This is a genomic window from Streptomyces sp. NPDC017936 (genome assembly GCF_044328485.1).
Taxonomy (GTDB): domain Bacteria; phylum Actinomycetota; class Actinomycetes; order Streptomycetales; family Streptomycetaceae; genus Streptomyces.
The window spans coordinates 530,149-553,870 of sequence record NZ_JBIRHK010000003.1; the positions used below are offsets into that span (position 1 = coordinate 530,149).

A 23,722-nucleotide genomic window follows, 5' to 3' on the forward strand; every position below is an offset into this window, starting at 1 on the left:
TGAACCCGCCGAGCCCACTGAACCCGCCGAGCCCACTGAGCCCGCCGAGCCCACTGAACCCGCCGAGCCCACTGAACCCGCCGAGCCCGGTGGGCCCGCCTAGCCTGGGGGCCCGCGGGGTCGACGGATCCCGAGCCGGACGCCGGGCTGAGCGCCGAGCCGGGCCCCGGACCGGGCTCGGGACCGGGCTCCGGGCGGGACGCGGCCGGGCGCCGGGCCCGTTGCTCAGAAGATCCTCAGGTGCATGGACAGAGCACGTATCCGGTCCCGTAAGGTCGCGCTCATGCCCGACATATCCCTGGCCATGGTGGCCTTCCTCTGCCTCGCCGCCCTCGCGGCCGGCTGGATCGACGCCGTGGTCGGCGGTGGCGGGCTCCTGCTGCTGCCGGCGCTGCTGCTGGGCCTGCCGGCCGGCAGCCCGGCCGCGCACGCGCTCGGCACCAACAAGGCGGTGGCGATCGTCGGCACGGCCGGGGCGGCGGTGACGTACGTCCGCAGGGCGCCGGTCGACGTGGGGGTCGCCGTCCGGATCGGGCTCGCGGCGCTCGCCGGGTCGTCCGCGGGGGCCTTCTTCGCGGCCGGGATGAGCACCGAGGTCCTCAAACCGGTGATCATGGTGGTGCTGCTCGGGGTGGCCGCCTTCGTCATCCTGCGCCCCGCCTTCGGCACCGCCCCCGCGACCGGACCGGCGGGCCCCCGCCGCGTCCTCGCCGCGATCGGCCTCGCGGGCATCGGCATCGGCTTCTACGACGGTTTCATCGGTCCCGGCACCGGCACGTTCCTCGTCCTCGCCCTGACCGCCGTCCTCCACCTCGACCTGGTCACCGCCTCCGCCACCGCCAAGATCGTCAACTGCTGCACCAACGCCGGCGCCCTCGCCATGTTCGCCTGGCAGGGGGCGGTGCTGTGGCAACTGGCGGTCCTGATGGCCGCCTTCAACCTGGCGGGCGGGATGCTGGGCGCCCGCACGGCCCTGAAGAAGGGCAGCGGCTTCGTCCGGGTCGTGCTGCTGACGGTGGTGTTCGCGCTCGTGGCGAACATGGCGTACGAGCAGTGGGTGGCGTGACGGCACCGGAGCGTCGGGCGGCGGCCTGTCAGGGCGTCAGGGCGTCGGAGCGCCGGATGGTCAAAGCGTCGGGCCGTCGGGCCGTCGGGCCGTCGGGGTGCCGGGGTGCCGGGGTGCCGGGGTGGTCAGGGGTCCGTCGGGGGCGTGGGGCCGCCGCGGTCAGCCCGCCCGGTCCCCGGTGAGGTGCGCGAAGACCACCACGTTGCCCTCGTACCCCGTCGCCCGTGAGTAGCCGCCGCCGCAGGTGATGACGCGCAACTCCGGGCGGGCGGCCGCTCCGTACACCTTCTTGTCGGGGAAGTCGCGGGCCTCGTACATCTCGACCGCGTCCACGGTGAACAGCGCGACCTTGCCGTCCTGCCGGTCCACCTCGATGACGGCGCCCCGTTCGAGCGCGCCGAGGTCGTAGAAGACGGCGGGACCGTCGGCGGTGTCGACGTGGCCGGCGACGATCGCGGTGCCGGTCTCGCCGGGGGTGGTGCCGGCCTCGTACCAGCCGGCGAGGTTCGCGTCCCCGGCGGGCGGGACGTCGAGACTGCCGGACTCCGTGAGGCCCAGGCCCCTCAGCGGGGCGTCGACGTGGATCGACGGGATGCGGATGCGGTCGGGCGGGGAGGGCGGCAGGGCGGGCGCGGAACGCGGGTCGGGGCGGCCGGGGTGGGCCTGGGCCGCCGAGGGCTGCGGCGGGGCGTGGGTCTCGGCGCCGTTGTGCAGCAGCCACGCCCCGCAGCACAGGGCGGCCGCGGTGACGGTCGCTATGAGGGTGTTGCCGACCTTGCGCATCCGTGCGGCCCCTCTCCTGGCCGAGTCCCGATGGACGGGCCCCCGTGCCCCCCTCCGGGCCGCGAGGGGCGTCGGACCCGGAGGGGGAGGGGACATGCGGTACCGGCGGACGGACAGCGGAGGGTGTCCGTCAGATCCCGTCGCCTCTCGCCCGGCGATGCAGGAGCCAGGTACCGCCCGCGGCGGCGACGGCGAGAGCCGCCACGCCGGCCGCGGTCTGCACGGGGTCGGGGCCCAGAGCGCCGCCGACCCCCGTCTTCACACTTCCTCGCGGATACACCTGCTGCGGCGCGGGGCTCAGCGTGACCTCCAGGTCCCCGGTGACCTTCCGCCCGTCCGCGGCGCAGTGCGCGACGATCTCGTACGTCCCCGGCTGCGCGCTCGGCGGCACCCGGAACTGCCCGACCGCCTCGTCCTCGTGCGAGCTGGGCGCCAGCGTGAAGCGCCCGGCGCCCACCGCGCCGGCGTCGCCCGCCGCCGATCCGGCCTCCCCGCAGGCGGCCGTGTTCACGGACACCTGGTCGCCCGGGACCGCCGTGGAGGGGTACACCTCGAGGCTGCCGCTGCCGATCCCCGCGCCGTGCGTGGGCGCGGCGGCCCCACCCGCGGCGGCGACGACGAGCACGGTGCCGGTCAGCAGGCGGACGGCGGTGGGTCGCATCGGTGCTCCTCCGAGCTCGTCGAGGGAGCACGGCCCGCGGCACCCCCATGTGCCGCTGCGTCGGTCGCGTCCCTGCCCTTCAGAGGTAAGTCCCCGCGGCGCCGACGCGCCTCCTGAGGGGACGTCGGGAATGGGGCGAACGGGTGTCGGGCAGGGCGGTGGGAGCAGCCCCGCGCGGTCGTTTCGGCAGGTCACCGCGGTGCGGCGAAGACCCCGCGGAAAAGCGGCGGGAGGGGGTGTGAACGGGTGACCGCGCTCACCGCGCCCACCGGCTCACCGCGCCCGCCGGCTCACCGCGCCCGCCGCGCTGCCGTGGTCCGGCGCGCCGCGGGCCCGGGCGCCGCGGTCACCCCTCGCCGCGCTGTCGCGCTCCGGCGTTCGCCGACCGGCCGGCGGGCCGCGACGGCGCGCTCGCCGCATGGTCGGGCCGCCGCGCTCGCGTGTTCGCGGGGTTCACCGACGCGCCCCGGCGGCCTGCTCGCCGCGCTCGCGCGCTCGCGCGCTCGCCCCAGGACCGCGCTCCGGCGTTCGCCGGCCGGCCGGCGGGCCGCGACGGCGCGTACGTCGCGCTCGCCCGCTCACCGTCCGAGCCCCTCCCGCTCCCTCCAGTCCCCGCTCCCGATCGACGTGCCCCGCTGCCGCAGCCCGGCCGCCACCGCCGGGGCGGCGAGGTACACCCAGGCCCGCGCCGGCCGCCCTCCGTCGCCCCGGACGACCTCGCGCGCCACCCGCTCGTACAGGTTGCGCGGGTCGCCCGGCCGGTACTCCTCGAGGCGGTCGAGTTCGGCGAGGAGCCGGTCGTACGTCTCCGGGAGCGCGGTGACGAGGTCGCCGGCCACCACCCCGCCGGGCTCCTCGACGGCGTACGGGTAGCCGGGGCCGTCGTACAGGACCGCGCCCCGCAGGCGGGCGGGCTCCTCGGCGAGGGTGCGGCCGCGCAGGAAGAGGCCGTGGTCGGCCTCACCGGGGCGCAGGGTGCCGTAGACGAAGAAGGGCAGTTCAGGGGCGCTCACGGAAACGATTCTCTCCTCTCACCGCACCCGCACTCCTTCACCACGCATGGCTATGGACATGACATGTCGGGCCCTCTTGAATCTCAGGACCACGTCAGCGCCACCCCCCACGCGCCCCGGCGCCCCGGCGCCGCCCCCACGCGCCCCCGGCGCCTTCCCGAGGAGACCGATGAGCCGGATACGGCCGCACGTCCGAGGTTCCCGTCTCGCCACCGCAGGCATCGCCGCCACCGCGGCCACCGTCCTGGCCGCCGTACTCACCCCCACCGCCGGCGCGGCCGGCCGGCCGAGCCGGGCCACCGCGATCGACAACGCGGCCTCGGCCCTGGCCGAACACGCCGCGAGTCTGGGACTGACCGCCGCCCAGGGCACCACCGTCCGGGACGTCGTCGTCGACGAGGACGGCGCCCAGCACGTCCGCTACGACCGGACGTACCGTCAGCTGCCGGTGCTGGGCGGCGACTTCGTCGTCCACCTGGCCCCCGACGGCACGTACCGCGACGCCGACCGCGCGACCAGGAGCGAGATCTCCCTCGCCACCGTCACCCCCGCGCTCTCCGCCCCCAAGGCCGCCGACGTCGCCGCGAACGCCCTGCGCGCCGCGCACCTCGGCGAGGCCCTGAGGAAGCTCACCGCCAAGCCCCGCCTGGTCGTCGACGCCCTGCACGGTGCCCCCCGGCTGGCCTGGCAGACGAACGTCGTCGCCCTGGACTCCGCCGGCAACCCGGTCGCCCGCGCGGTCCTGACCGACGCCCGCAGCGGCGCCCGGATCGACGCCTGGGACACCCTGGAGACCGCGACCGGCGACGGACGGTCCCTGTACAGCGGCACGGTGCCGCTGGAGACGACCCCCTCCGGCTCCACCCACCAGCTCAAGGACCCCACCCGCGGCAACACCCACACCGGTGACGCGGCCGGCAGGACCGACCTGTGCATCCTCGGCATCTGCATCAGCCGCGCCCCCTCGACCCTCTTCACGGACGCCGACAACCACTGGGGCACCGGCGCGGCCGACGACCGCGCCACGGCCGCCGTGGACGCCCAGTACGGCACGGACGCGACCTGGGACTACTACCGGGACGTCCACGGCCGCAGCGGCATCGCGGGCGACGGCAAGGGCTCCTACAACCGCGTCCACTACGGCAGCGGCTACAACAACGCCTTCTGGGACGACAGCTGCTTCTGCATGACCTACGGCGACGGCGACGGCACCCGGCTCGGCCCGCTGGTGTCGCTGGACGTGGCCGGCCACGAGATGAGCCACGGCGTGACCTCGAAGACCGCCGCCCTGACGTACTCGGGCGAGTCGGGCGGCCTCAACGAGGCGACCTCCGACATCTTCGGCACGCTGGTCGAGTTCCACGCGGGCAACTCCTCCGACGCCGGCGACTACCTGATCGGCGAGAAGATCGTCCGCTCCGGCTTCGGCCGGGACGCCCTGCGCTACATGGACGAGCCGTCCAAGGACGGCGCCTCCGCCGACTACTGGAGCAGTTCGGTGGGCAGCCTCGACGTCCACTACTCCTCCGGCGTCGCCAACCACTTCGCCTACCTCCTCGCGGAGGGCAGCGGCACCAGGACCGTCGACGGCGTCACGTACGACTCGCCCACCTACGACGGCTCCACGGTGACGGGCATCGGCCGCGACAAGCTCGGCAAGATCTGGTACCGGGCCCTGACGGTCTACATGACGTCCTCGACGGACTACGCGGGCGCCCGCGCGGCCACCCTCGACGCGGCCCGCGACCTCTACGGCGCCGGCAGCACGGAGCACGACGCGGTGGCCGCCGCGTGGAGCGCGGTGAACGTGAACTGACCGCCCGTACGGAACGCACGGATGGGCAAACCCGCTTCCCCGTGAACCGATCACCCGTTAGGCTCCCCCGGCGCGCGCGTCCGGCGCGCGCCGGGGGCCTGGGTGACCAGGGGAAACCAGGGGTCATGGGGAACATGAGCGAGGAAGTCGCCGCGGCGGAGAAGAGCCCGAACGCGTGGGGGCAGGCCGTCGCGGCGCTGGTGCTGATCGGGGGGCTCGGGGGCGGGCTGTGGGTGATGCAGCAGCACGACGCCGGGAGAACGGACCCGGACGCGCCGGCGACCTGCTCGACCGACGAGGACGCCGAGCCGTCGGAGCGGATCTCCGGAGCGCAGCTGTGCACGGCCCTGAACCGCGCCGACCTGCCGGTGCTCCTCGGCACACCCGGGGAGCACGCGAAGACCGCGCACGGCGGTGACGGCTCGGTCAAGACGGCGAACGGCACCGAGACAGCCACCCCCGAGGCGACCGTCACCTTCGGCACCTACACCGTGCAGCTCTCCCGCTCCTACGACGACCTCCCGGTCGCGGGGACGGAACACCTGCTGAACAGCGCGGAGAAGAAGACGGTCCTGGGCCGCCCCGCGGTCCTGTACTCGAGCCCGACGATCGCCATCCGCTTCAGCCTCGGCGGCGGCGAGTCCGAGACCGGCCCCGGCGGCACCGCCCGCAGCCTGCTGATCGCCCCCGACCCGAAGGACAGCGGCGGCTCCTACGAGCTCGCCATCTGGCGCCAGGACACCCTCCTGCCCGACGACGCGGCGCTGCTCCGCGTCGCCGAGAAGGTGCTGCCCACCGTCCCGGGCTGGACCACCGGCTGAGGCCCGTCCCCGACCGCTCCGGCGGGATCCCCTACGGAGCTCAGGACGTCACCGCCTCCGCTCGCACCGCCTCCACCCGCACCGCGCACACCTTGAACTCCGGCATCCGCGAGGCCGGGTCCAGGGCCGGGTTGGTCAGGGTGTTGGCGCGGCCCTCGCCGGGCCAGTGGAAGGGCATGAAGACGGTGTCGGGGCGGATGCCCGCGGTGATCCGGGCCGGCGCCACCGCCCGCCCCCGCCGCGAGACGACGGCCACCGGATCGCCCTCGGCCGCGCCGAGCCGGGCGGCGAGCCGGGGGTGCAGTTCGACGAAGGGGCCGGGCGCGGCGGCGTTCAGCTCGTCCACGCGCCGGGTCTGGGCGCCGGACTGGTACTGGGCCACGACCCGGCCGGTGGTGAGCAGGACGGGGTACTCGTCGTCGGGCTCCTCGGCGGCCGGCCGGTGCGAGACGGGCACGAAGCGCGCCCGGCCGTCCGGGGTGGCGAACCGGTCGAGGAAGAGGCGGGGCGTGCCCGGGTGCGGGGACGTGACGCGGTGTCCGCCGCGGCCGCCGGCGCGGTCCTCGCCCCGGACCGGACCGCCGGCGCCCGCCGTGCCGGCCCCGGCGATCGCGCCCGTCGTACGGGCCGTGGCGTCCGCGCCCGTCGTGCGGGCCGTGGCGTCCGCGCCCGTCGTGCCGACCACGGTGTCCATGTCCCTCGCGCCGACCATGGCGTCCGTGCCCGTCGTGCCGGCCCCGGCGATCGCGCCCGTCGTGCGGGCCGTGGCGTCCGCGCCCGTCGTGCGGGCCGTGGCGTCCATGTCCCTCGCGCCGACCACGGCGTCCGTGCCTGTCGTGCCGACCACGGCGTCCGTGCCTGTCGTGCCGACCACGGCGTCCGTGCCCGTCGTGCCGACCACGGCGTCCGTGCCCGTCGTGCCGACCACGGCGTCCGTGCCGTTCCCGCCGTTCCCGCCGAGCACGCCGTCCGCGTCCGGCGTGCCGTCGGCGCCGTCCTGGGCCGGGCACGGCCAGAACACCCCGTTCTCCTCCACCAGCCGCCGGTAGGTGATCCCGGAGTAGTCGGCGGGACCGCCCGCGCTGGCCCGGCGCAGTTCGTCGAAGACCTCCTCGGGGTCGGTCGGGAAGCCCTTCTCCACGCCCAGCCGGGCGGCCAGCTCGTGCAGGACCTCCAGGTCGCTGCGCACGCCCTCGGGCGGGGTGATCGCCTGCCGCCGCAGCAGCACACGCCCCTCGAGGCTGGTGGTGGTCCCGGTCTCCTCCGCCCACTGGGTGACCGGCAGGACCACGTCCGCGAGGGCGGCGGTCTCCGAGAGCACGACGTCGCAGACGGCGAGGAACTCCAGGGACCTCAGCCGCTCCTCGACGTGCGCGGCGCGCGGCGCGGACACCACCGGGTTGGACGCCATCAGCAGCAGGGAGCGGACGTCCGTGCCCAGCGCGTCCAGCAGTTCGTACGCGCTGCGCCCCGGCCCGGGCAGCGCGTCGGGGTCCACGCCCCACACCCCGGCCACGTGCCGCCGTGCCGCCGGGTCGTCCAGCTTGCGGTAGCCGGGCAGCTGGTCGGCCTTCTGACCGTGCTCGCGTCCGCCCTGCCCGTTGCCCTGCCCGGTCAGGCAGCCGTACCCGGACAGCGGGCGCCCCGCCCGCCCGGTGGCCAGGCACAGGTTGATCCAGGCGCCCACGGTGTCGGTGCCCTTGGACTGCTGCTCGGGCCCGCGGGCCGTCAGCACCATCGCGGACTCCGGCTCGCAGAACAGCCGCACGGTCTCCCGGAGCTGCGGAACGGACACCCCCGTGATCCGTTCCACGTACTCCGGCCAGTGGGCCATCGCCGCCGCCCGGGCGTCCTCCCAGCCGACGGTCCGCTCCCGCACGTACTCCTCGTCGACGCGTCCCTCGGCGACGACCAGGTGCAGCAGCCCGAGCGCCAGCGCGAGATCCGTCCCCGGCCGGGGCATCAGGTGCAGGTCGGCCTGCTCGGCCGTCTTCGTGCGGCGCGGGTCGACGACGATCAGCGTGCCGCCGTTCTCGCGCAGTTCGCTGAAGAAGCGCAGCGAGGGCGGCATGGTCTCCGCGAGGTTGGACCCCACGAGGATCACGCAGCCGGTCCTCGGGACGTCCTCCAGCGGGAACGGCAGCCCCCGGTCCAGGCCGAAGGCCTTGATGCCGCCGGCCGCGGCGGACGACATGCAGAAGCGGCCGTTGTAGTCGATCTGCGAGGTGCCGAGCACGACCCGGGCGAACTTGCCGAGCGCGTACGCCTTCTCGTTGGTCAGCCCGCCCCCGCCGAACACGCCGAGCGCGTCGGGACCGCGCTCCGCCCGGATCCTGCCCAGTTCCCCGGCGATCCGGTCCAGCGCCTCGTCCCAGCCGGCCGGCACGAGCGTGCCGCCGGAGCGCACCAGCGGCGAGGTCAGCCGCACCCGGGACGAGAGCACCGCCGGCGCCGTACGGCCCTTGCCGCACAGCGCGCCCCGGTTCACGGGGAAGTCGGTGCGCTCGACCACCTCGACGCCCCCCTGTGGCAGGGGCGACAGATTCATCCCGCACTGCAGGGCGCAGTACGGGCAGTGGGTGGGCGTCGAGGCGGTCTGCATGCCGTTCAGCGTGCTTCGCCCGTGTTACGCCCCGTGCGGCGTCCTGTTACGGCGGTGTGCTGGTGACCTCCCCGGCGCCGCCCGCCCCGCGTGAGGCACGGACCACCCCCGCTCGGGACCACCCCGCTCGGGACCACCCCCGCTCGGGACCACCCCGCTCGGACCACCCCCGCTCGGACCACCCCCGCTCGGACCACCCCCGCTCGGACCACCCCCGCTCGGACCACCCCCGCTCGGACCGGCCCCGCTCGGACCGGCCCCGCTCGGGCCGCCGCGGTGGCCGGGCGCGCCGTCCGGCCGTCTACCCGGCCGCGGCCAGCGCCCGCGACACCCCGGGTTCCTTCGGGCCGAGGAAGCGCGGGTCCGGCTCGAACACGGCGTCCAGCGCCGCCTTGCCCGCCGCGAAGACCTCCCGGGCGCCCCCGTAGTACCAGGTCACGTCGTGCACGGCGTCCACGCCGACGCCGTACGAGTCCACCCCCGCCGCCCGGCACAGCGCGACCGCCCGCCGGATGTGGAAGCCCTGGCTGACGAGGACGGCCCGGTCCACCCCGAAGATCTTCTTGGCGCGGACGCAGGAGTCCCAGGTGTCGAAGCCCGCGTAGTCGCTGACGATCCGCGCGTCCGGGACGCCGTGCCGCGTCAGGTACGTCCGCATCGCGTCGGGCTCGTCGTAGTCCTCGCGGCTGTTGTCGCCGGTGACGAGCAGGACCTCGACGCGCCCCTCGCGGTACAGCTCGGCCGCCGCGTCCAGCCGGTGCGCGAGGTACGGCGACGGCTCGCCGTTCCACAGCCCGGCCCCGAAGACGACGGCGACCTCGGCGCGCGGCGCGTCGGCCGTCGTGCCCAGCCGGTCCGCCGTCGACACGAACAGCCACGTGGCCGGCAGCAGCCCGAGCACGCACCCGGCCATCACGCCCTGCACCAGCCGCCGCCGGCCCCTGCGGGTGCGCGGCAGCCGCGGTCGACGGATGTTCATACGGTGTCCCTCCGGGTAGACGAACCCTTCGGCACGGGAAGACGCGGCGTACGGTGATCCGGTTCAGCGCCCCGGCCCGCACCCGACCTCACAGCGCCGCCGGGCCCGCGGTGAACGCCCGGAAAACACTCGTGACGGTCAGGCAACGGAGGGGCAACCTCGCGTCGGCAGGATCGGTCCATGACGGCGTCGCCCTCCCCGCACGACGAATCCGAAGCCCACCTCGACAGTACGGCGCACCTCATGAACCGGATCAGCACCCAGCTCGCCGGCCGGCTCGGCCTCGTCTCCCTCGCCGGCCGCCGACGCCCCGGCGCGCCCGCGCTGGTCGTCGTCGCCCACGGCAGCCGCGACCCGCGCGCCCTGAGCACCGTCCGCGCCCTCCTCGACCGCGTCCGCGCCCTGCGCCCGGACGTGCCCGTGCACCTCGGCCACATCGAACTGAACGAGCCCCTGCTCACGGACACCCTCGCCGGCCTCGAGTCCCGCGGCACGGAGGAGGCCGTCCTCGTGCCGCTGCTGCTCAGCCGGGGCTACCACGTCAAGCGGGACATCCCGCAGATGGCGGCCGCCGTGGCGGTCCGCACCCGTGTGGCCGCCCCGCTCGGCCCCCACCCGCTGCTCGTGGACGCCCTGCACGCCCGCCTCGTCGAGGCCGGCTGGCGCACGCCCGGCACGGAGACCGAGCGCCGCGAGAGCGCCGTCGTCCTGGCGGCGGCCGGCTCCCGCGACCCCGACTCGGCCGTCGACACCGGTCGCACCGCCCACCTGCTCGCCGCGCGCCTCGGCGTCCCGGTGGTCCCGGCCTACGCCACCACGGCCGTCCCGACGGTCCCCGCGGCCGTACGGTCCCTCGCCGCCCGGGGCCGCCACCGCGTCGCGATCGCGTCCTGCTTCACCGCCCCCGGCCGCTTCGCCACCGAGTGCGCCCAGGCCGCGCCCTGGATCGCCTCGGCCCCCCTGGGCACCCACGAGGCCATGGCCCGCCTGGTCCTGCACCGCTACGAGCGGTCACTGGACGTGGGGGGCACGAGCAACGCCGCCTGACAGGACGCGCGCCTGCGGCCGCCGTCCGGGCGCGGGCGGGCTCCGGCGACGCCCCGATCGTCACCGCCGCCGCTTAATGTCGAGACATGGAAGGCACCGCACCCGCACCGCACCCGCACGCCCACCACGTCCCGCCCTCCCCCTACGGCCCCCCGTCCGTGGCCCGCTATGCCCCCGAGCCCGACAAGCGTCCGGGCCGCACCGCCTTCCAGCGGGACCGCGCCCGCGTCCTGCACTCCTCCGCGCTCAGGAGGCTCGCGGGCAAGACGCAGGTCGTCGCGCCGGGGGAGCACAGCCAGGTCTGGGACGCCGCCCCCCGCACCCGCCTCACCCACTCCCTGGAGTGCGCCCAGGTGGGCCGCGAGCTGGGCGCGGCCCTCGGCTGCGACCCCGACCTGGTGGAGGCCGCCTGCCTCTCCCACGACCTCGGCCATCCGCCCTTCGGCCACAACGGCGAACAGGCCCTGAACGACTTCGCCCACGACTGCGGCGGCTTCGAGGGCAACGCCCAGTCCCTCCGGCTCCTCACCCGCATCGAACCCAAGCGGTTCACCCCCGAAGGCTCCGTCGGCCTCAACCTCACCCGCGCCACCCTCGACGCCGCCACCAAGTACCCGTGGCCCCGGGGCGCCCACCCCACCGACCCGCACTCCGTGAAGTTCGGCGTCTACGAGGACGACCGTCCCGTCTTCGACTGGGTCCGCGAGACGGCCCCGGGCACCCGCACCTGCTTCGAGGCGCAGGTCATGGACTGGTCCGACGACGTGGCCTACTCGGTGCACGACGTGGAGGACGGCCTGCACGCCGGCCACATCGACCCCAACTGCCTGCACGCCGAGCCGGAGCGCCAGGAGGTCTTCCAGGTCGCCGTCCGCCGCTACGCCCCGGCCGGCACCGACCCGGCCGAACTGGCCGCCGCCCTCGACCGCCTCCAGGACCAGGAGTGGTGGCCGCACGGCTACGACGGCTCGGCGGTCGCCCAGGCCCGCCTGAAGGACGCCACCAGCCAGCTCATCGGCCGCTTCTGCCTGGCCGCCGAGACCGCCACCCGGGACAGGTACGGGCCCGGGCGCCTCACCCGCTACGACGCCGCGCTGGTCGTCCCCCGCGAGACCCGCCTGGAGTGCGCGGTCCTCAAGGCCGTCGCCGACCGGTACGTCATGCAGCGCGCCGAGCAGGCGCGGCTGCGCGCCGACCAGCGCGTGGTCATCACCGAACTGGCCGAGGCGCTCACCGCCCGCGCCCCCGACGGCCTCGACCCGCAGTTCCGCGCCCTGTTCGACCGGGCCGGCGACGACCGGGCCCGCAAGCGGGTCGTCGTGGACCAGATCGCCTCCCTCACCGACGCCTCGGCCCGCTCCCTGCACGCCCGCCTGACCGGACACGCATGACACGGACGCCGCCGACAACGGGGTGAACGCGGACAGAACGACCCGAAGGTGACGTCGGGTGGCCTGATCGGGTCACGTCCCCTTCCCCCCTCACGCCGCGTGCGGGACGCTCGGGTGGCGACACGTTTACGAGGAGGCATCACGTGGTCGACGCGGATCAGACATTCGTCATCGTCGGAGGAGGCCTGGCCGGTGCCAAGGCGGCCGAGACGCTGCGGGCGGAGGGCTTCACCGGCCGCGTGATACTGATCGGCGACGAACGCGACCACCCCTACGAGCGCCCGCCGCTCTCCAAGGGCTTCCTCCTCGGCAAGGAGACCCGCGAGAGCGTCTTCGTGCACCAGCCCGCCTGGTACGCGCAGCACGACATCGAGCTGCACCTCGGCCAGACCGTCGACGCCGTCGACCGCGCGGCGAAGACCGTCCGCTACGGCGACGACGGCACCCTCGTCCACTACGACAAGCTGCTGCTGGCCACCGGCGCCGAGCCCCGCCGCCTGGACGTCCCCGGCACCGACCTGGCCGGCGTGCACCACCTGCGCCGCCTCGCGCACGCGGAGCGCCTCAAGGGCGTCCTGGGCGCCCTGGGCCGCGACAACGGCCACCTCGTCATCGTCGGCGCCGGCTGGATCGGCCTGGAGATCGCGGCGGCGGCCCGCGAGTACGGCGCCGAGGTCACCGTCGTCGAGCCCGAGCCGACCCCGCTGCACGGCGTCCTCGGTCCCGAGCTGGGCAACGTCTTCGCCGAGCTGCACCGCGAGCACGGCGTCCGCTTCCACTTCGGCGTCCGGCTGACGGAGATCGTCGGCCAGGACGGCATGGTCCTCGCCGCCCGCACCGACGACGGCGAGGAGCACCCGGCCCACGACGTCCTCGCCGCGATCGGCGCGGCCCCCCGCACGGCGCTGGCCGAGGCGGCCGGGCTGGAGCTGGCCGACCGGGCCCACGGCGGCGGCGTCGCCGTGGACGAGCGGCTGTGCACCTCCGACCCCGACATCTTCGCGGCCGGCGACGTCGCGTCGTTCCCGCTCGGGCTCTTCGGCACCACGCTGCGCGTGGAGCACTGGGCGAACGCCCTCAACGGCGGCCCGGCCGCCGCCCGCGCGATGCTCGGCCGGGACGTCGCCTACGACCGGGTGCCCTACTTCTTCACCGACCAGTACGACCTGGGCATGGAGTACAGCGGGTGGGCTCCGCCGGGGACGTACGACGAGGTGGTGATCCGGGGCGACGCCGCGAAGCGGGAGTTCATCGCGTTCTGGGTGCGGGAGGGGCGCGTGCTGGCCGGGATGAACGTGAACGTGTGGGATGTCACAGAGGCGATCCAGAACCTGATCCGCGCGGGGGTCCCCGTGGACACGGAGGCGCTCGCCGATCCCCACGTGCCGTTGGGCAGCCTCGGCGCCTAGGCCCGTACGGGGGCTCCGCCGCCCCGCGTGCGGCCGTGTGCGGCCGTGTGCGGCGGGTCGCGCCACGCGGCGGAGCCGCACGGCGGCACGGCCCCGCGCCCCTCCGGGGGCGCCGCGGCCCGCCGGAGCTGTCGGCGCGCCACCGTAGAATTCACGCGTGGCAGGACGGATCAACGACGAGGACGTGAAGGCGGTACGGGACGCGGTCCCGATCGACGCCGTGGTGTCCGAGTACCTCCAGCTGCGCAACGCGGGCGGCGGCAACCTCAAGGGCCTGTGCCCGTTCCACGACGAGAAGTCGCCGTCCTTCCAGGTCAGCCCCGGCAAGGGCCTCTTCCACTGCTTCGGCTGCCAGGAGGGCGGCGACACCATCACGTTCGTGATGAAGGTCGACCACCTCACCTTCTCCGAGGCGGTCGAGCGGCTCGCCGCCCAGGCCGGCATCACCCTGCGGTACGAGGAGGGCGGCTACAACCCCTCCCACCAGCGCGGCGAACGCATCCGCCTGGTCGAGGCCCACAAGATCGCCGCCGAGTGGTACGCGGAGCAGCTCGCCGTCAGCCCCGAGGCCGACACCGGCCGGATCTTCCTCGCCGAGCGCGGCTTCGACCAGGCCGCCGCCGTCCACTTCGGCGTCGGCTACAGCCCCCAGGGCTGGGACCACCTCACCCGCTACCTGCGCGGCAAGGGCTTCAGCGACAAGGAGCTGATCCTCTCCGGCCTCGCCCAGGAGGGCCGCCGCGGCCCCATCGACCGCTTCCGCGGCCGGCTGATGTGGCCCATCCGCGACATCGGCGGCGAGGTCGTCGGCTTCGGCGCCCGCAAGCTGTACGAGACGGACAACGGGCCCAAGTACCTCAACACCCCCGAGACCGCGATCTACAAGAAGTCCCAGGTGCTCTACGGCATCGACCTCGCGAAGAAGGAGATCGCCAAGGCCTCCCGCGCGGTCGTCGTGGAGGGCTACACCGACGTCATGGCCTGCCACCTCGCCGGGGTCACCACCGCCATCGCCACCTGCGGCACGGCCTTCGGCGGCGAGCACATCAAGATCCTCCGCCGGCTGCTGATGGACAACGGCAGCGCGCGCGTCATCTTCACCTTCGACGGCGACGCGGCCGGCCAGAAGGCGGCCCTGCGCGCCTTCGAGGACGACCAGAAGTTCGCCGCCGAGACGTACATCGCGATCGCCCCCGACGGCATGGACCCCTGCGACCTGCGCCTCACCAAGGGCGACGAGGCGGTGGCCGACCTGGTCGAACCCCGCACCCCGCTCTTCGAGTTCGCGCTGCGCCAGATCGTGAGCCGCTACGACCTCGACACCCCGGGCGGCCGCGCGGCGGCGCTGGACGAGGCCGCGCCGGTCGTCGCCCGCATCAAGAACAGCGGGGCCCAGCACGAGGTCGCCGTGCAGCTCGCCGGCCTGCTCGGCATCCTCGACACCCAGTTCGTCGTCAAGCGCGTGGCGCAGCTCGCCCGGTGGGCCCGCGAGCGCGGCGGCAAGCCCCCGGCCCCGGCCCGCGGCGGCGCCCCGCAGCCCTACGCGGCCGCCCCCCGCCCCGCCGCCCCGGGGCCCGCCCTCACCCTGCGCAACCCCGTCTACGCCACCGAACGCGAGCTCCTCAAACTCGCCCTCCAGCGCCCCGAGCTGGTCTCCCCGGCGTTCGACGCGTACGGCGTCGACGAGTTCACCGCCGCCCCCTACGCCGCCGTGCGCCAGGCGATCCTGGACGCGGGCGGCGCCGAGTGGGGCGTCCAGGACCCGCAGGACTACCTGGTCCGCGTCCGGGAGGCGGCCCCCGACGACACCGTCCGCGCCATGGTCACCGAGCTGGCCGTCGAGGCGATCATGCGCAGGACGGTCGACGAGCAGTACGCAGGACTCCAGCTGGTGACCGTCCGCCGCCGGGCCGTGGCCCGCCGCCTCACCGAGCTGCAGAGCCTGCTGACCCGCCTCGGGCACACGGACCCGGCCCGGTCCGCCGCGGTGCAGAACGAGATGATGATCCTCACCAGGTACGACAGGGCGCTCCAGGACGAGGGCCCGTCCGCCCTCTGACGATCCGGTCGACAGGCCGTCACGGACCGGACCCAAAAAGTCACCGCACGCCCCTCGTGGCGGGGATGTGTCGTACTCCACACTGGGTCCGGTGCCTGAGTCCTCGGAGCGGCCCACGGAGCACCGCTGCCGCTCACCTCAGCAGCGATCATCCTGGAGGTCGCCCCCGTGCAGACCCAGACTCTGACGCAGACCCACCGCACGACCGGCAGCGCCGCCGACGACACGGAACCGGACGCCGAGCCGGACGTCCTGGCCGCGGTCCCGCCGCAGAACCGCGCCGCGCACCACCCGGGGACGGAGACGGGGACGCCGGCGGAGGCCGGCCCGGACCCCGGCACCGAGCACACGGAGCCCGCGGAACCGCAGGGCCCGCCCGCCGAGGCGCTGGAGGAAGCCCCCGAACCCTCCGACCTCCCCGAGGCCGTCGAGCCCGTCGGGGCGCCCGCGCCCCGCGCCGCCGAGACGGCCGGCCCGTCCTCGGACCTGTTCCGCCAGTACCTGCGGGAGATCGGCCGGATCCCGCTGCTCACCGCGGCCGAGGAGGTGGAACTGGCCCGCCGCGTCGAGGCCGGCCTCTTCGCCGAGGAGAAGCTGAGCAGCACCCCCGACCTGGACAGCGACCTCGCCGTCGACCTCGACCGGCTGGTCGTCAGGGGCCGCATGGCCAAGCGCCGCCTCATCGAGGCCAACCTGCGGCTGGTCGTGTCCGTGGCCAAGCGGTACGTCGGGCGCGGCCTGACCATGCTCGACCTCGTGCAGGAGGGCAACCTCGGCCTGATCCGGGCGGTCGAGAAGTTCGACTACGCCCGCGGCTACAAGTTCTCCACGTACGCCACCTGGTGGATCCGGCAGGCCATGTCCCGGGCCCTGGCCGACCAGGCCCGCACCATCCGCGTCCCCGTCCACGTGGTCGAGCTGATCAACCGGGTCGTCCGCGTCCAGCGCCGCATACTCCAGGAACGCGGCTACGAACCGACCGCCGACGAGGTCGCCGGCCAGCTGGACCTGCCGCCGGAACGCGTCGGCGAGGTCCTCCGCCTCGCCCAGGAGCCGGTCTCCCTGCACGCCCCGGTGGGCGAGGAGGACGACGTGGCCCTCGGCGACCTCATCGAGGACGGCGACGCGGCGAGCCCCGTCGAGTCGGCGGCGTTCCTGCTCCTGCGCGAGCACCTGGAGGCGGTCCTCTCCACGCTCGGCGAGCGGGAGCGCAAGGTCGTCCAGCTCCGCTACGGCCTGGCCGACGGCCGCCCGCGCACCCTGGAGGAGATCGGCCGCATCTTCGGGGTGACGCGGGAGCGGATACGGCAGATCGAGTCCAAGACCCTGAACAAGCTCAGGGACCACGCTTTCGCGGACCAGCTGAGGGGCTACCTGGACTAGGGCGGCTGCCGGCCGGCGGGGCCGGTCGCGCGGTTCCCCGCGCCCCTTCCGGCTCGCGCGGCTCCCGGCGCCTTCGTGCCGCCGTGGCCGCGGGCAGTCGTGCCTCCCCCAGAGCCTGGAGGCCCTGGGGGAGCCCCGGGCGGCACGGGTGGGCGCGGCGGCACCCCGCACGCGCGGGCCGGCGCACCCACCCCCCGCCCGGGCCCGGCGCCGGGCGCCGACTCAGTCCACCTCGGCCACCGCCTGGGCGAACTGCGCCTCGTACAGCCGGGCGTACGCCCCGCCGGAGGCGAGCAGCTCCGCGTGCGCGCCCTGCTCGACGATCGACCCGTTCTCCATCACGAGGATGGTGTCCGCGTCCCGGATCGTCGACAGCCGGTGAGCGATGACGAACGACGTCCGCCCGTGCGCCAGCTTCGCCATCGCCTTCTGGATCAGCACCTCGGTACGGGTGTCGACGGAGCTGGTGGCCTCGTCGAGGACGAGGATCACCGGGTCGGACAGGAACGCCCGCGCGATGGTGATCAGCTGCTTCTCGCCGGCGCTGACCCCGCTGCCCTCGTCGTCGATCACGGTGTCGTAGCCGTCGGGCAGCGTCCGGACGAACCGGTCCGCGTGCGCCGCCCGCGCCGCCTCCTCGATCTCGCCCCGGGTGACCTCCCGGGACGCCCCGTACGCGATGTTCTCCGCGATCGTGCCGCCGAACAGCCAGGTGTCCTGCAGCACCATGCCGATCCCGGCGCGCAGCTCGTCCCGGGACATCGCGGCGATGTCGACGCCGTCGAGGGTGATGCGCCCGCCGGAGACGTCGTAGAACCGCATGAGCAGGTTGACCAGCGTCGTCTTGCCCGCTCCGGTCGGCCCGACGATCGCGACCGTGTGGCCGGGCTCCACGACCAGCGAGAGGTCCTCGATCAGCGGCTTGTCGGGGTCGTAGCGGAACGAGACGTGCTCCAGCGCCACCCGCCCGCGCAGTTCCTCGGGCCGCACGCCCGCCACCGGGTCGGGCTCCTGCTCCTCGGCGTCCAGCAGCTCGAAGATCCGCTCGGCGGAGGCGACGCCCGACTGCACCAGGTTCGCCATCGAGGCGACCTGCGTCAGCGGCATCGAGAACTGCCGCGAGTACTGGATGAAGGCCTGCACGTCACCGATGGACAGCGACCCGGACGCGACCCGCAGACCGCCGACGACCGCCACCAGCACGTAGTTGATGTTCGACACGAAGAACATCAGCGGCTGCATGATCCCGCTGTTGAACTGCGCCCTGAACCCGGCCTCGTACAGCGCGTCGTTCTGCTCGGCGAACTGCCGGGCCGACTCGCGCTGCCGGCCGAACACCTTCACCAGCGTGTGGCCGGTGTACATCTCCTCGATGTGCGCGTTCAGCCGGCCGGTGGAGCGCCACTGCTGCACGAAGTGCGGCTGCGACCGCTTGCCCACCTTCGTGGCGACGACCGCCGACAGCGGCACGGTGACCAGCGCGACCAGGGCGAGGATCCACGACACCCAGAACATCATCGCCAGCACACCGACGATCGTCAGCAGCGAGTTGACGAGCTGGCCCATCGACTGCTGGAGGGTCTGCCCGATGTTGTCGATGTCGTTGGTCGCCCGCGACAGCACCTCACCGCGCTGCCGCTTGTCGAAGTACGACAGCGGCAGCCGCGACAGCTTCGTCTGCACGTCCTCGCGCATCCGGTACACCGTGCGGTTCACGGCCCTGTTCACCAGCCGCGTCGCCACCGCCATCAGCAGACCGGCGACCAGGAACACCGCCACCGCGAACAGCAGGACGTTCCCGACGGCGCCGAAGTCGATGCCCTCGCCCGGCGTGAAGTCCGTGCTCCGGAGCATGTCGGCGACGTCGCCCTCGCCGCGCTGCCGCATCGAGTCGAGGACCTGCTCCTTGCTCGCCCCCGCCGGCATCTCCCGCCCGATGATGCCGGCGAAGACCAGGTCGGTGGCCCTGCCGAGGATCTTCGGCCCCGCGACGTTGAGGCCGACGCTCACCACGACGCAGAACAGCATCCCGTAGAGCGTGAGCCGCTCCGGTTCGAACCGGGCGAGCAGCCGCCGCCCGGACGCCTTGAAGTCCAGCGAGCGGTTCTCGGGGCCGCTCCCGGCCATCATCCGCCCCATGGGCCCCGCCATCAGGCAGCCTCCGCTTCCGTCAGCTGGGAGAGCACGATCTCCCGGTAGGTCTCGTTGTCCGCCATCAGCTCGCGGTGCGTTCCCGTGCCCACGACCCGCCCCTCGTCCAGCACGACGATCCGGTCGGCGTCCCGGATGGTGGCCACGCGCTGCGCGACGATGACGACGGTCGCCTCGGCGGTCTCCCGCCCGAGCGCCGACCGCAGGGCCGCGTCGGTGGCGTAGTCGAGCGCCGAGAAGGAGTCGTCGAAGAGGTAGATCTCCGGCCGCTGCACGAGCGTGCGGGCGATGGCGAGCCGCTGCCGCTGACCGCCCGAGACGTTCGTCCCGCCCTGCGCGATGGGGGAGTCGAGCCCGTTCTCCAGCTTCTGCACGAACTCCTTGGCCTGCGCCACCTCCAGCGCGTGCCACAGCTCCTCGTCGCTCGCGTCGGGATTGCCGTAGCGCAGGTTGCTGGCGACCGTCCCCGCGAAGAGGTACGGCTTCTGCGGCACGAGCCCGACGGTCCGCGCCAGCACCTGGGGGTCGACGTCGGCCACCGGCACCCCGTCGACGAGCACCTCGCCGTCGGTGGCGTCGAACAGCCGCGGCACCAGCCCGAGCAGCGTGGACTTGCCGCTGCCCGTCGAGCCGATGACGGCGGTCGTCTCCCCGGGCCGCGCGACCAGGTCGATCGCCTTGAGCACGGGTTCCTCGGCGCCCGGATAGCGGAAGCCCGCGCCCCGGATCTCCAGGTGCCCGTGCCGGCGCAGCTCCCGCACCGGCGCGCTCGGCGGCACCACGCTGGACTCCGTGCCCAGGACCTCCTGGATGCGCTCGGCGCAGACCTCGGCGCGCGGCACCATCATGAACATGAAGGTGGCCATCATCACGGACATGACGATCTGCATGAGGTAGGCGAGGAACGCGGTCAGGTCGCCGATCTGCATCCCGCCGCTGTCGATGCGGTGGGCGCCGAACCACACCACGGCGATCGACGACAGGTTCACCGTGGTCATGACCACCGGGAACATCAGCGCGAGCAGGTTGCCGGCCTTCAGCGAGATGTCGGTGAGGTCGGCGTTGGCCTGCCGGAAGCGCTGCTCCTCGTACTCGTCGCGGACGAAGGCGCGGATCACGCGGTTGCCGGTGATCTGCTCGCGCAGCACCCGGTTCACCGTGTCCAGACGCACCTGCATCGACCGGAACAGCGGCCGCAGCCGCCGCACGATGAGCGTCACGCAGATGCCCAGCACGGGCACCACGCCCACCAGCACCCCGGACAGGGGCACGTCCAGACCGAGCGCCATGACGATGCCGCCGACGCACATGATCGGCGCCGACACCATCAGGGTGAACGTCATCAGCGCCAGCATCTGGATCTGCTGGACGTCGTTCGTGGTCCGCGTGATCAGCGAGGGCGCGCCGAAGTGGCCGACCTCGCGCGCGGAGAAGGACTGGACCCGGTCGAAGACGCCGGCCCGCATGTCCCGGCCGAGCGCGGAGGCGGTCCTGGCGCCGTAGTACACGGCGCCGATGTTGCACACCACCTGCACGAGCGAGACGCCGATCATCAGGCCGCCGTAGGACAGGATGTATCCGGTGTCCCCGTTCACGACGCCGTCGTCGATGATGTCCGCGTTCAGCGTGGGCAGGTAGAGGGTGGCGCAGGTCTGCAGCAACTGCAGCAGCACCAACAGGGTGATGGGTTTCTTGTAGGGCCTGAGATAGGTCCGCAGAAGTCGTATGAGCACGCTACGTCTCTCGGAGTCGGCGGGAGGGGCATGGGCTGCCCGTGGCCCCTATCGTCGGACACCCCACCGGCGTTACCTCAACCGATTAACCCGGCGCGGACGTGCTTTTGGCCGTCACTGGCGGAACGCCGACGGATGCGTCTGCTCCCGCACCGACACGAACTGCTGCCGCACCGCCTGTCCCACGGCCAGCTCCTCGCCCGGCTCCAGCACCTGGGCCGCCGCCCCCTGCCAGGCCGGCGGCGTCCGCGGATCGAGGGTCCCCTGCGACACGCCGAGCGCCCAGGCCGCCTGCCGCGCCGCCCCGATCGCCGCGTAGTCGGCGGGCTGCGGTACGACGACCTGCGCCCCGAACAGGGCGGGCGCCGCCGCCTGCACGGCCGTCAGCTCGGCCGCCGCGCCGAGCAGGAAGATCCGCCGGACCTCCACGCCCCGCCCGCGCAGCACGTCGAGCGCGTCCGCGAGCCCGCACAGCATGCCCTCGAAGGCGGCCCGCGCGAAGTGCTCCGGCTTCATCGACTCGCGCCGCAGCCCCGCCAGCGTGCCCGCCGTGTGCGGCAGGTTGGGCGTGCGCTCACCCTCCAGATAGGGGAGCAGCACCAGCCCGTGGGACCCCGGCGTCGACTTCATCGCCAGATCCGACAGACCCTCCAGGTCCGGCACCCCGAGCAGTTCGGCGGCCCCGCGCAGGGTCCGTACGGCGTTCAGGGTGGTGACGACCGGCAGGTGCATGCCCGTCGCGTCCGCCAGGGAGGTGATCATCCCGCCCTGGTCGACGAGCGCCTCGGGGTGCACCGCCATCACGGACCCGGAGGCGCCGAGCGAGACGACCGCGTCGCCCACCCCGAGCCCGAGGCCGAGCGCCGCCGCCATGGTCTCGCCGGTGCCGGCGGAGATCAGCAGCCCCTCCGGTGTGGTGCCGGCCGCGTCGGACGGCCCGATCACCTCGGGCAGCATCACCTGGTGACCCAGCGCCAGCTCGACGAGGTCGGGCCGGTAGCCGCCGGTCGCCGCCGACCAGTACCCGGTGCCGGAGGCCCCGCCCCGGTCGGTCGTCCTGCGGACCGGCCGCCCGAGCAGCTGCCACACCAGCCAGTCGTGGGCCTGCATCAGCACGGCGGTCCGCATCGCCGCCTCGGGCTCGTTCTTCGCCAGCCACCGCAGCTTGGTCACCGGCTGCGCGGCCTGCGGCACGCAGCCGACCGCCTGCGCCCACGCCCCGCGTCCCCCGAGCGCGTCCACCAGATCGGCCGCCGCGACCTGCGCCCGCTTGTCGCCGCCGACCATCGCGGGCCGCACGGTGTTGCCCTGCGCGTCCAGCGGCACGACCGCGTTCTGCTGCGAGGACACCCCGATGGCCTGGACGCCCTCGAGCAGCCCGCCGCCGGCGGCCTCCCCGAGGGACAGCAGCCAGGCCTGGGGATCGACGTCGCTGGGCCGTCCCCCGGCCTGAGGACTCTCCACCGGATGCGGCGCATATCCCTGCCTGAGCACGGCCCCCGTGTCCGTGTCGCAGACGACGATACGAGTGAAATCGGGCGAACTGTCCAACCCGGCGACTATCCCCATGGCGAAAATTCTGCCGCACCGCGAGGGGTGGCCGTGTCGGCTCCGGCACCTCTAGGTGTTACTGGTGCCCCAGTCGTCCGAGCCGTTGCTGTGCGCGGAGCGCTCCCGCAGGGACCGCACCCGGTCCGCGACGGAGTCCGGCATGCGGTCCCCGACCTTCGCGCTCACCACGTGGTAGGCCCGGCCCGCGAACTGGCGGCCCTGCTGGGCCGCCGACTCCGCGGTGTTGCGCACCGCGGGATTCTGCGCGACCTGCTGGGCCGACTTCTTCAACTGCTCGTAGCGCTCGCGTCCGGCTCGCGTGCCCAGGACGTAACCCAGGGCGAGTCCGACGACGAACGTGAGCCGGTAGCGCATGACGGCCACCCTTCCCGTGGAGGTCTGTGGTGCGGCATCGGTGCCGGGGGAACCGATTGGCGGAGCACCCCCCTGCTTGCGCTAATGTATGTGTCGCAGCGAGCGCCCGCCCCCTGGCGAATACCCAGGGAGGTACGTTCGATGCGACGAGGCATTCCTCCGTAGCTCAATTGGCAGAGCAGCCGGCTGTTAACCGGCAGGTTACTGGTTCGAGTCCAGTCGGGGGAGCTCGGTCCTCCGTAGCTCAATTGGCAGAGCAGCCGGCTGTTAACCGGCAGGTTACTGGTTCGAGTCCAGTCGGGGGAGCATCGTGATCGAGGACCCCACAGGGGTCCTTTTTCATGTCGGTCTCCCCATCGGTTTCCCGTCGGCGGGAACCGTGCAGGTCGCAGCGCGGTCCTCCTGGTCGTGCGACGTCGGACCAGGTGGAGCGTGAGATCGTATGAGCGGCTATGCTGCGGCAGACGGCGCGCACGCATGTACGCGACACGCCGCTATGGGGCGGTAGCTCAGCCGGTTAGAGCAGCGGACTCATAATCCGTCGGCCGTGGGTTCGAGTCCCACCCGCCCCACCACTCGCTACGTGAGAAGAAACCTTCTGACCAGTAGCTTTGCCGGTTGCGGCGAGGGTGTGGGGGGCCTGGCGACCCTGTCGTGATCATGATTTCATGATCGTCTGGACGAATTCTGGACGCCGATTCCGGTCAAGTCGGGCATGGCGCCTACGCGGTATTTCGTGTCGACGTCGAGCAGGTCTCCGCCGGCTCGCCCCGTGGCGGGAAGCGGCCCATGGGAACGCCCCGACATCCAGCACGCTTCCCTCGCGTGGTCTGTTGGTGATCGATGGCTGCGTCCGATGTTGGTGACGTATCTTGGATGCAT

At 73.8% G+C, this 23,722-nt stretch carries 17 protein-coding genes and 3 tRNA genes; 11 read left to right on the forward strand and 9 right to left on the reverse strand.

The window, feature by feature from the left end; translation table 11 throughout:
* Nucleotides 1-283 precede the first annotated feature (283 nt).
* A complete protein-coding gene (locus ACH4F6_RS08940; protein ID WP_397959220.1) occupies nucleotides 284-1,066 on the forward strand; it encodes a sulfite exporter TauE/SafE family protein in 783 nt (260 codons plus the stop codon).
* A gap of 159 nt (nucleotides 1,067-1,225) precedes the next feature.
* On the opposite strand, the gene ACH4F6_RS08945 is transcribed toward ACH4F6_RS08940, so the two are convergent.
* The 3 genes from ACH4F6_RS08945 to ACH4F6_RS08955 all read right to left on the reverse strand — a co-directional run bounded on the left by ACH4F6_RS08945 (nucleotide 1,226) and on the right by ACH4F6_RS08955 (nucleotide 3,523).
* Entirely contained in the window at nucleotides 1,226-1,849 is a 624-nt protein-coding gene (locus ACH4F6_RS08945; RefSeq protein WP_397959221.1) for a class F sortase, read from the reverse strand.
* A gap of 130 nt (nucleotides 1,850-1,979) precedes the next feature.
* Nucleotides 1,980-2,510, reverse strand: coding sequence for a hypothetical protein (locus ACH4F6_RS08950; protein ID WP_397959222.1), 531 nt, complete (start codon nucleotides 2,508-2,510; stop codon nucleotides 1,980-1,982).
* A gap of 578 nt (nucleotides 2,511-3,088) precedes the next feature.
* Entirely contained in the window at nucleotides 3,089-3,523 is a 435-nt protein-coding gene (locus tag ACH4F6_RS08955; RefSeq protein ID WP_397959223.1) for a gamma-glutamylcyclotransferase family protein, read from the reverse strand.
* Nucleotides 3,524-3,692: 169 nt separating this feature from the next.
* Between ACH4F6_RS08955 and ACH4F6_RS08960 the strand changes: the two genes are divergently transcribed.
* Both ACH4F6_RS08960 and ACH4F6_RS08965 read left to right on the forward strand, forming a co-directional pair.
* Nucleotides 3,693-5,339, forward strand: a complete 1,647-nt coding sequence (locus ACH4F6_RS08960) for a M4 family metallopeptidase (RefSeq protein WP_397959224.1) — start codon at nucleotides 3,693-3,695, stop codon at nucleotides 5,337-5,339.
* Nucleotides 5,340-5,473: 134 nt separating this feature from the next.
* Nucleotides 5,474-6,160 carry a DUF6215 domain-containing protein gene (locus ACH4F6_RS08965; RefSeq protein ID WP_397959225.1) on the forward strand — a complete coding sequence of 229 codons (687 nt, stop codon included), beginning with the start codon at nucleotides 5,474-5,476 and terminating at the stop codon, nucleotides 6,158-6,160.
* Between the two features lie 40 nt (nucleotides 6,161-6,200).
* On the opposite strand, the gene ACH4F6_RS08970 is transcribed toward ACH4F6_RS08965, so the two are convergent.
* Both ACH4F6_RS08970 and ACH4F6_RS08975 read right to left on the reverse strand, forming a co-directional pair.
* A complete protein-coding gene (locus tag ACH4F6_RS08970; RefSeq protein ID WP_397959226.1) occupies nucleotides 6,201-8,762 on the reverse strand; it encodes a molybdopterin-dependent oxidoreductase in 2,562 nt (853 codons plus the stop codon).
* Nucleotides 8,763-9,063: 301 nt separating this feature from the next.
* Entirely contained in the window at nucleotides 9,064-9,741 is a 678-nt protein-coding gene (locus tag ACH4F6_RS08975) for a vancomycin high temperature exclusion protein (RefSeq protein WP_397959227.1), read from the reverse strand.
* A gap of 180 nt (nucleotides 9,742-9,921) precedes the next feature.
* Here ACH4F6_RS08975 and ACH4F6_RS08980 point away from each other — a divergent pair, with 180 nt between their 5' ends.
* The 5 genes from ACH4F6_RS08980 to ACH4F6_RS09000 all read left to right on the forward strand — a co-directional run bounded on the left by ACH4F6_RS08980 (nucleotide 9,922) and on the right by ACH4F6_RS09000 (nucleotide 17,030).
* On the forward strand, nucleotides 9,922-10,788 hold the full coding sequence (locus ACH4F6_RS08980; RefSeq protein ID WP_397959228.1) for a sirohydrochlorin chelatase: 867 nt from the start codon (nucleotides 9,922-9,924) through the stop codon (nucleotides 10,786-10,788).
* Nucleotides 10,789-10,874: 86 nt separating this feature from the next.
* Nucleotides 10,875-12,179: a deoxyguanosinetriphosphate triphosphohydrolase gene (locus tag ACH4F6_RS08985; protein ID WP_397959229.1), complete on the forward strand. Its 1,305-nt coding sequence runs from the start codon at nucleotides 10,875-10,877 to the stop codon at nucleotides 12,177-12,179.
* Nucleotides 12,180-12,322: 143 nt separating this feature from the next.
* Nucleotides 12,323-13,588, forward strand: a complete 1,266-nt coding sequence (locus tag ACH4F6_RS08990; RefSeq protein ID WP_397959230.1) for an NAD(P)/FAD-dependent oxidoreductase — start codon at nucleotides 12,323-12,325, stop codon at nucleotides 13,586-13,588.
* Between the two features lie 157 nt (nucleotides 13,589-13,745).
* The gene (gene dnaG, locus ACH4F6_RS08995; RefSeq protein WP_397959231.1) at nucleotides 13,746-15,647 is read left to right on the forward strand and encodes a DNA primase; all 1,902 of its coding nucleotides are present in this window, start codon (nucleotides 13,746-13,748) and stop codon (nucleotides 15,645-15,647) included.
* Between the two features lie 126 nt (nucleotides 15,648-15,773).
* Complete coding sequence (locus tag ACH4F6_RS09000; protein WP_397959339.1) at nucleotides 15,774-17,030, forward strand: sigma-70 family RNA polymerase sigma factor; 1,257 nt, start codon at nucleotides 15,774-15,776, stop codon at nucleotides 17,028-17,030.
* 222 nt (nucleotides 17,031-17,252) lie between these two features.
* On the opposite strand, the gene ACH4F6_RS09005 is transcribed toward ACH4F6_RS09000, so the two are convergent.
* From ACH4F6_RS09005 to ACH4F6_RS09020, 4 genes are all read right to left on the reverse strand, one after another.
* Nucleotides 17,253-19,181 carry an ABC transporter ATP-binding protein gene (locus ACH4F6_RS09005; protein WP_397959232.1) on the reverse strand — a complete coding sequence of 643 codons (1,929 nt, stop codon included), beginning with the start codon at nucleotides 19,179-19,181 and terminating at the stop codon, nucleotides 17,253-17,255.
* A complete protein-coding gene (locus tag ACH4F6_RS09010; protein WP_397959233.1) occupies nucleotides 19,181-20,914 on the reverse strand; it encodes an ABC transporter ATP-binding protein in 1,734 nt (577 codons plus the stop codon). The genes ACH4F6_RS09005 and ACH4F6_RS09010 overlap by 1 nt, the downstream gene beginning before the upstream one ends.
* Before the next feature lie 114 nt (nucleotides 20,915-21,028).
* Nucleotides 21,029-22,483, reverse strand: coding sequence for an FGGY-family carbohydrate kinase (locus tag ACH4F6_RS09015; RefSeq protein WP_397959234.1), 1,455 nt, complete (start codon nucleotides 22,481-22,483; stop codon nucleotides 21,029-21,031).
* A gap of 51 nt (nucleotides 22,484-22,534) precedes the next feature.
* The gene (locus ACH4F6_RS09020) at nucleotides 22,535-22,840 is read right to left on the reverse strand and encodes a YtxH domain-containing protein (RefSeq protein ID WP_397959235.1); all 306 of its coding nucleotides are present in this window, start codon (nucleotides 22,838-22,840) and stop codon (nucleotides 22,535-22,537) included.
* Between the two features lie 155 nt (nucleotides 22,841-22,995).
* Between ACH4F6_RS09020 and ACH4F6_RS09025 the strand changes: the two genes are divergently transcribed.
* The 3 genes from ACH4F6_RS09025 to ACH4F6_RS09035 all read left to right on the forward strand — a co-directional run bounded on the left by ACH4F6_RS09025 (nucleotide 22,996) and on the right by ACH4F6_RS09035 (nucleotide 23,415).
* Nucleotides 22,996-23,068 (forward strand) — tRNA-Asn (locus tag ACH4F6_RS09025).
* A 5-nt stretch (nucleotides 23,069-23,073) separates the two neighbouring features.
* Nucleotides 23,074-23,146 (forward strand) — tRNA-Asn (locus ACH4F6_RS09030).
* A gap of 192 nt (nucleotides 23,147-23,338) precedes the next feature.
* Nucleotides 23,339-23,415, forward strand: a tRNA-Ile gene (locus tag ACH4F6_RS09035).
* The last annotated feature ends 307 nt before the right edge of the window (nucleotides 23,416-23,722 follow it).